This is a genomic window from Bradyrhizobium sp. 62, from assembly GCF_023073035.1.
Taxonomy (GTDB): Bacteria; Pseudomonadota; Alphaproteobacteria; order Rhizobiales; family Xanthobacteraceae; genus Bradyrhizobium.
In genome coordinates, this window is sequence record NZ_JADPIT010000032.1 from 336767 (window position 1) to 343185 (window position 6419).

The following is a 6419-nucleotide window of genomic DNA, read 5'->3' on the forward strand; positions in this document are numbered from 1 at the left end:
GCAGGAAATCGACACGAGGCTCGGGCAGGCCGCATGACCGCGACCATCCTTTTCGTTGACGACGAGCCGGATCTCGAGGCGTTGGTTCTGCAAAAATTCCGCAGGCAGATTCGCGACGGGTCGGTGACGATCATGTTCGCGCGCGACGGCCTCGAAGCGCTACAGTCACTCGAGCAGAACCCGCATGTCGACATGGTGGTCTCCGACATCAACATGCCCAGGATGGACGGGCTGTCGCTGCTGGCGAAGCTCCAGGAAGCTGAAGACAAGAAGTCCACCATCATCGTTTCGGCCTATGGCGACATGAGCAATATCCGCACTGCGATGAACCGCGGTGCGTTCGACTTCCTGACCAAACCGATCGACTTCGCCGACCTGGAGATGACGATCCAGAAGACCATTCGCCACATCGAAATGCTGCGTGAGGTGCGAGGCCGCCAGGCGGAAGCAGAGCGCGCCCATGCCGCGCTCTCGCGTCATTTCTCGCCCGAACTCGCCAAGCGTCTGGCGGCCAGCGGTGAGAGCGAGGGAATCGAAGTGCAGTGGCGCGATGTCGCGACCATCTTCACGGATATTACCGGCTTCACCTCGCTGGTCGAGAGTGCGCCGCCGGAGACGCTGGGCGCGCTTCTCAACGAGTATGTCGGCGGCATGACCGAGATCGTCTTCGCGCACGAGGGGACTGTCGCCAAGATCATCGGCGATGCGATCCAGGTGCTCTTCAACGCACCCGGCGATCAGCCCGATTACGCGACGCGCGCTGTCGCCTGCGCCCACGGTCTCGACGCCTGGGCGGAGGATTTTTCCGCGCGCTGGAAGGTGAGAGGCGTGAATTTCGGCACCACCCGCATCGGCATTCACGCCGGGCCGGCTCTGGTCGGAAATTTCGGCGGCAACCGGTTTTTCGACTACACCGCGTATGGCGACTCCATCAACATCGCGGCGCGACTGGAAGCCGCGAACAAGCATCTGGGCACGCGGATTTGCGTCAGTGCCGGCATCGCCGAGGCGGCTGAGAATTTTCGGGGTCGTCCCGTCGGGGAGCTGATGCTGCGTGGACGCAGCGAGCCGTTGCGCGCTTTCGAGCCACTGACGCCGGCCCAATTCGCTGCGCCGGAAACGGCGCTGTACTCCGAGGCGTTTGCCAAGATGGAGGCCGGCGATGCCGCCGCGATGCCGGCCTTCGCCGCGCTGGTCGGCATGCATGCCGGCGATTCCCTGGCCGGCTTTCACCTGAAGCGCCTGCTCAACGGTGCCAAGGGCATTCGCATGCAACTGGAATAGGAGTCCGACATGATTGGTGAATTCTCCGCCGGCAATTACCGTTTCATTCCGTCAGTATTCCAATATTCGGCCGGTGCGGCCGCGGACGATGGCTACGAGATCGAGCGCGTCCGCTTCGACCGGCTGGTGCCGCTCGCGGAAGGGTTTGCGCTTGCCGCGAAGTATATTCGGGAGGCGGGGCGGCCGCTGACGGCGTTCTGCGCCTGCGAACTGCGCTCGCCCGCGGCCTTCAGCGAGGAAGGCTTTCGCGCGTTCAACCTGCACTATGTAAAGACGCTGTCCGAATGGGGCATCTTCGACGGCAGCACCAATCCGGTGGCGCGCAGCAATGTCTGTCCCGAGGTCGATCCGCCGGCCGAGCCGTCGTTCTATGCGTTCTCCTTCACGCGGCCGACCAGCTCGAAGACGCCGAGCTTCGTGATATCAGGCGGCGCGGAGGCGCGCGAGGGCGGTGGGACCTATGTCGAGCGCACCGTGCGCTACCGCGACCTCAGCCCGGAGGGCCTTCGCGAGAAGGTGCGCTTCACGACGACGTCCCAGATGGAGAACAGGATGACGGCCTTCGGCTTCGGCTGGAAGGACACGACCGGCGTGCAGGCCTATTCCGTGCACGATTTCCACCACGCGCTGGTCGACGAGCTCGTCCGCCGCGGGGCGTTGCGGTCCGGCCTGACTTGGCACTATGCCCGGCCGCCGGTGGTCGATCTCGAATACGAGATGGATTGCCGCCGCGTGATGCGCGAGACCGTGATCTAGCGCTGGCGCGGATCGAGCGCGTCGCGCAGGCCGTCGCCGAGCAGGTTCAGCGACAGCACCACGAGGAAGATCGCTAGCCCCGGCCAGATCGCCATCCAGGGCGCCTGGGTCAGGAAGCGCTGCGCTGCGTTGAGCATGCTGCCCCACGATGGCGCCGGCGGCTGCTGGCCGAGACCCAGGAAGGACAGCGCGGCTTCGGCGATGATGGCGGCCGCAATCGACAGCGTCGCCTGCACCAGCAGCGCCGGCAGGATGTTCGGCAGGATGTGCGAGAACGCGATCCGCCACGGCGGATTGCCGAGCGCGCGCGCCGCCTCGACATAATCCTCGGCCTTGACGTTCAACACCTGGCCACGGGTCAGGCGGATGAAGATCGGGGTTGCCGAGATGCCGATCGCGATCATGGCGTTGCCGAGGCTCGGGCCGAGGAATGCGGCGAGCGCGATCGCCAGGATCAGGAACGGGCAGGCCAGCATCGCGTCGGTCATCCGGCTGATCAGCGCATCGACGAAGCCGCCGCGATAGCCGGCAAGCAGGCCGAGCGGGATGCCGACGCCCAGCGCGATCGCGACCGAGATGAGGCCCGCGAGCAGCGACGCGCGGGCGCCGTAGACGACGCGGCTCAGGATGTCGCGACCGAGCTCGTCGGTGCCGAACCAGTGCGCCGCAGTGGGCGGCTTGCGGACCAGGCTCCAGCTCGTCGCGATGGGATCGTAGGGCACGACGAACGGCGCGAGCAGCGCGATCCCAACGAACAACGTGATCATCACAAGTCCGAACACTGCGGCCTTGCGTTTGAACAAGCGCCGCCGGGCGCGACGCGCCGGGCTGTCCAGCTCGTTGGCCTGCGCGATGGGAGCGGCGGGCAGGGCGGCATCGGTCATGAGTCTAGCCCCGCAGCCGCGGATTGACGAGGATGTAGGCGACATCGGCAACCAGGTTCAGCGCGATGTACACCGTCGCCGTCACCAGCACGACGCCCTGTACGACGGCGTAGTCGCGGTTGAACACGGCATCCACGATCAGTTTGCCGAAGCCGGGAATGGAGAAGATCTGCTCGGTCAGAACCGCCCCCGACAACAGCGTGCCGAGCTCGAGCGCGCCGAGCGTGATGATCGGCGTGAGTGCGTTGCGCATGGCGTGCTTGAGGATGACCGAGCGCTCGGACAATCCCTTGGCGCGCGCGGTGCGGACGTAGTCGCTTTCCAGCACCTGGAGCATGGCGCTCCGGGTGTGTCGCATCAGGACTGCGGAAATAGCGTTGCCGAGCACGAAGGCCGGCATGATGGTGGCGGCGAGGCTCGCACGCCAGTTCTCGGTCAGCGGCACGTAGCCGGACGCCGGCAGCCAGCCGAGTTCGATGGAGAACAGGAAGATGAGCATGATGCCGAGCCAGAAATTCGGCGTCGAGATGCCCCACAGCGCGAACAAATTGGCGCAATAGTCCCAGACGGTGCCCTTCTTCACGGCGGAGACAATGCCGGCGGGAATTCCGATCAGGAGAGCGATCAACATCGCCATCGAGCCGAGCTGGAGCGTCACCGGCAGCTTCTGCGCGATCAGCTCGCGCACCGGCATCTTGTTGCGTAGCGACTCTCCGAAATTGCCGATCAGGACTCCCTTGAGCCAGTAGACGTACTGCACGGGAATCGGCTGATCGAGCCGGTATTGCTGGCGAATCTGCTCGATCACGGCGGGATCGCGCTCCTCGCCTGCCATCACCAGCGCCGGATCACCCGGCAACAATTGCTGGAGCGAGAAGATCAGTACCGACACGAAGAACAGTGTCGGAACGATCTGCACAATGCGGCGGGCGAGGAAGTTCAGCATAGTCGCACGCCTGTTCCGGACGATGTCGCCGTCACTTAAACTTAAGCCCGACCACGCGCACAAGGCCATCTGGCATCTGCTTATAGCCCTGGAGCTTGGTCGTATGCGCGATCAGGAGCGTGCGGTGATAGATGTATATGATCGGCAGGTCGTCGAGCAGGATCTTGTTCAGCTTGGCGTAGATCGCCTTGCGCTCCTCGACGTTGGACGTCGCCCTTCCTTCTTCCAGCAGCTTATCGGCCTCCGGATTCGAATAGACGCCATCGTTCTGCGGTGCCTTGCTGCGCATGAAGATGTAGGAGTTGCCGTCTGGGTCGATGCGGCCGCTCCAGTTGATCTGGAAGATCTGGAACTCGCCGGCCTGGGCCTGCTTGAAGGTGGTCGCGAATTCGACCGCGCGGATCTTGATGTCGAAGCCCGCTTCCGCGGCCATCGACTGGATCACCTGGGCAACCGCTTCGTTCTCCGCGCCTTTGGGAATCATGTAATCGACGGTCACCGGCGAAGTGATTCCGGCTTCCTTCAGAAGCGCCTTGGCCTTCGCGATGTCGCGGCCACGAACCGGAAATGCCTTCTGGTAGTAGGGATGGGTAGGGCTGACCCATTGATTGCCCGGGGTGAATTCGCCGTTGAACACGACCTGGTTGAGAGCCTCGCGATCGATCGACAGATCGAGCGCCTGCCGGACTTTCGCCGATTGGCTCAGCGGCCCCTTGCTCTTGTCGTTGCCGATATTGACCGTGAGGCCGAGATAGCCGAGCTCCGGTGCCGTCGACAGCACGAGCCGCGAATCGGCGCGGACGTCCTTGATGTCGGTGGCGAGCACGCGCTCGATCAGATCGAGCCCGCCGGACTTCAGGTTGGCAAGGCGCACCGTGGCATCGACGATTGGCAGGAATACCACCCGGTCGATATGGATGTTGTCCTTGTTCCAGTAGTCGGCGAATCTCTCGAACACCATGCGGTCCTGCTGCACGCGCTCGACGAACTTGTAGGGACCGGCGCAGACCGGATGCAGGCCGAACTTGTCGCCGGCTTCCTTGGCGGCCTTCGGCGACACCATCATGCCGGAGCGGTCGGTCAGCTGGGCGATCAACGGGGAGTAAGGCGTCTTGAGCACCAGCTTGATGGTCAGGGGATCGACGACCTCGACATGGTCGACGCTGGCGAGCTCGGACTTCCGGAACGAGGTCGGCAACGTCATGTGACGCTCGATCGAGAACTTTGCTGCTTCCGCGTCGAGCGGCTCGCCGTCGTGGAATTTCACGTTGGGCCGGAGCTTGATCGTCATCTCCTTGCCGTCGGCCGAGGTCTCATGCGACAGCGCGAGCTGCGGCACGATGTTGAGCTTCTCGTCGATGTCGAACAGCTTGTCGCAGAAGGCGGAGAACACGATGCGGCCGACATAGGTGCGGCCGATGCTGGGATCGAGGATGTCAGGATCCTCGGCGATGCCGATGCGAAGCGTGGTCTGGGCTTGGGCCTGGGTTTGGGCCGCGCTCACGAGCGACGTCAGCAATGCCGACGCCAGGAGTGCCAAACGCATAGGACTCATCGCTCTCAACCTCTGTTTTGCGGCTATGCCGGGTTCGTCCCCAATGAACTAACCCCGCTGCCGCGGACTGCTTCCGGGCCGCCGCTGAAGGCGGCGACCAATTTTTCGAGAACCGGGGAGAAGCCGCCGTCCGTTGGGACGATCGCCTCGGACGACGGCAGTTCCGACGTTCGGTGGCATGCTGTTGCATGTCCGATGCCATCCGGCACGAGCTGAGGCATTTCGCTGCGGCAACGGTCGACCACGTAGGGGCAGCGGGTGTGGAAGCGGCATCCCGGCGGCGGATTGAGCGCGCTGGGGATCTCTCCCTGCAGCACAATCCGGCTGCGCTTTGCCCGCGGTTTAGGCACCGGGATCGCGGACAGCAGGGCCCGGCTATAGGGATGGCGGGGTGCGGCGAACAGCGCGTCCGCCGCCGCCGTCTCGACGATCTGGCCGAGATTCATCACCGCTACGTGGTCGGCGATGTGCTTGACCACCGCGAGGTCGTGCGAGACGAAAATGTAGGCCAGCCCGAGCCGGTCCTGGAGCTCGCGCAGCAGATTGAGGATCTGCGAGCGGATCGAGACGTCGAGCGCCGAGACCGGCTCATCGCAGATGATCAGTTTCGGCTCGACCGCGAGCGCGCGCGCGATCACGATGCGCTGGCGCTGGCCGCCGGAAAACTCGTGCGGGTAACGCCGCGCCAGCCGAGGCTCCAGTCCGACCAGCCGCAAGATCTCCTCGACGCGTTCGCGCCGTCGGGCGGGCGGCACCAGGTTGTGCAGCGCCAGCGGCTCGGTCAGGATCTGGCCGACGGTCATGCGCGGATTGAGCGAGGCGTAGGGATCCTGGAAGATGATCTGCGCCTCGCGGCGAAAGGCGCGCAGCGCGCCGGCGTCGAGCGAGAGCAGATCGCGGCCTTCGAACCGGATCGTGCCTGCATCCGGCTCGATCAGCCGCAGCACCAGGCGGCTGACGGTGGATTTGCCGCAGCCGGATTCGCCGACCAGCG

At 64.5% G+C, this 6419-nt stretch carries 6 protein-coding genes; 2 read left to right on the forward strand and 4 right to left on the reverse strand.

Annotation, left to right across the window (positions count from 1 at the left end; all coding sequences use genetic code 11):
- Positions 1–33: 33 nt before the first annotated feature.
- Together IVB47_RS30970 and IVB47_RS30975 are read left to right on the forward strand one after the other, a co-directional pair.
- Positions 34–1284, forward strand: a complete 1251-nt coding sequence (locus tag IVB47_RS30970; protein WP_247467152.1) for an adenylate/guanylate cyclase domain-containing protein — start codon at positions 34–36, stop codon at positions 1282–1284.
- 9 nt (positions 1285–1293) lie between these two features.
- Positions 1294–2040 (forward strand): hypothetical protein, encoded by a 747-nt coding sequence (locus tag IVB47_RS30975; RefSeq protein WP_247360007.1) that lies wholly within the window; start codon positions 1294–1296, stop codon positions 2038–2040.
- Here IVB47_RS30975 and IVB47_RS30980 read toward each other — a convergent pair.
- The 4 genes from IVB47_RS30980 to IVB47_RS30995 all read right to left on the reverse strand — a co-directional run.
- Positions 2037–2924 (reverse strand): ABC transporter permease, encoded by an 888-nt coding sequence (locus IVB47_RS30980; RefSeq protein WP_247288545.1) that lies wholly within the window; start codon positions 2922–2924, stop codon positions 2037–2039. The genes IVB47_RS30975 and IVB47_RS30980 overlap by 4 nt on opposite strands.
- Before the next feature lie 4 nt (positions 2925–2928).
- Positions 2929–3870: an ABC transporter permease gene (locus IVB47_RS30985; protein WP_247360005.1), complete on the reverse strand. Its 942-nt coding sequence runs from the start codon at positions 3868–3870 to the stop codon at positions 2929–2931.
- Between the two features lie 31 nt (positions 3871–3901).
- On the reverse strand, positions 3902–5425 hold the full coding sequence (locus IVB47_RS30990) for an ABC transporter substrate-binding protein (RefSeq protein ID WP_247288546.1): 1524 nt from the start codon (positions 5423–5425) through the stop codon (positions 3902–3904).
- Positions 5426–5448: 23 nt separating this feature from the next.
- Positions 5449–6419: oligopeptide/dipeptide ABC transporter ATP-binding protein (locus IVB47_RS30995; protein WP_247467155.1), on the reverse strand; the 971-nt coding region annotated here is incomplete at its 5' end.

Coding starts and splice junctions, on each gene's coding strand:
- IVB47_RS30970 (WP_247467152.1), top strand. CDS start 34: ATGACCGCGACCATCCTTTTCGTTGACGACGAGCCGGATCTCGAGGCG.
- IVB47_RS30975 (WP_247360007.1), top strand. CDS start 1,294: ATGATTGGTGAATTCTCCGCCGGCAATTACCGTTTCATTCCGTCAGTA.
- IVB47_RS30980 (WP_247288545.1), bottom strand. CDS start 2,924: ATGACCGATGCCGCCCTGCCCGCCGCTCCCATCGCGCAGGCCAACGAG.
- IVB47_RS30985 (WP_247360005.1), bottom strand. CDS start 3,870: ATGCTGAACTTCCTCGCCCGCCGCATTGTGCAGATCGTTCCGACACTG.
- IVB47_RS30990 (WP_247288546.1), bottom strand. CDS start 5,425: ATGAGTCCTATGCGTTTGGCACTCCTGGCGTCGGCATTGCTGACGTCG.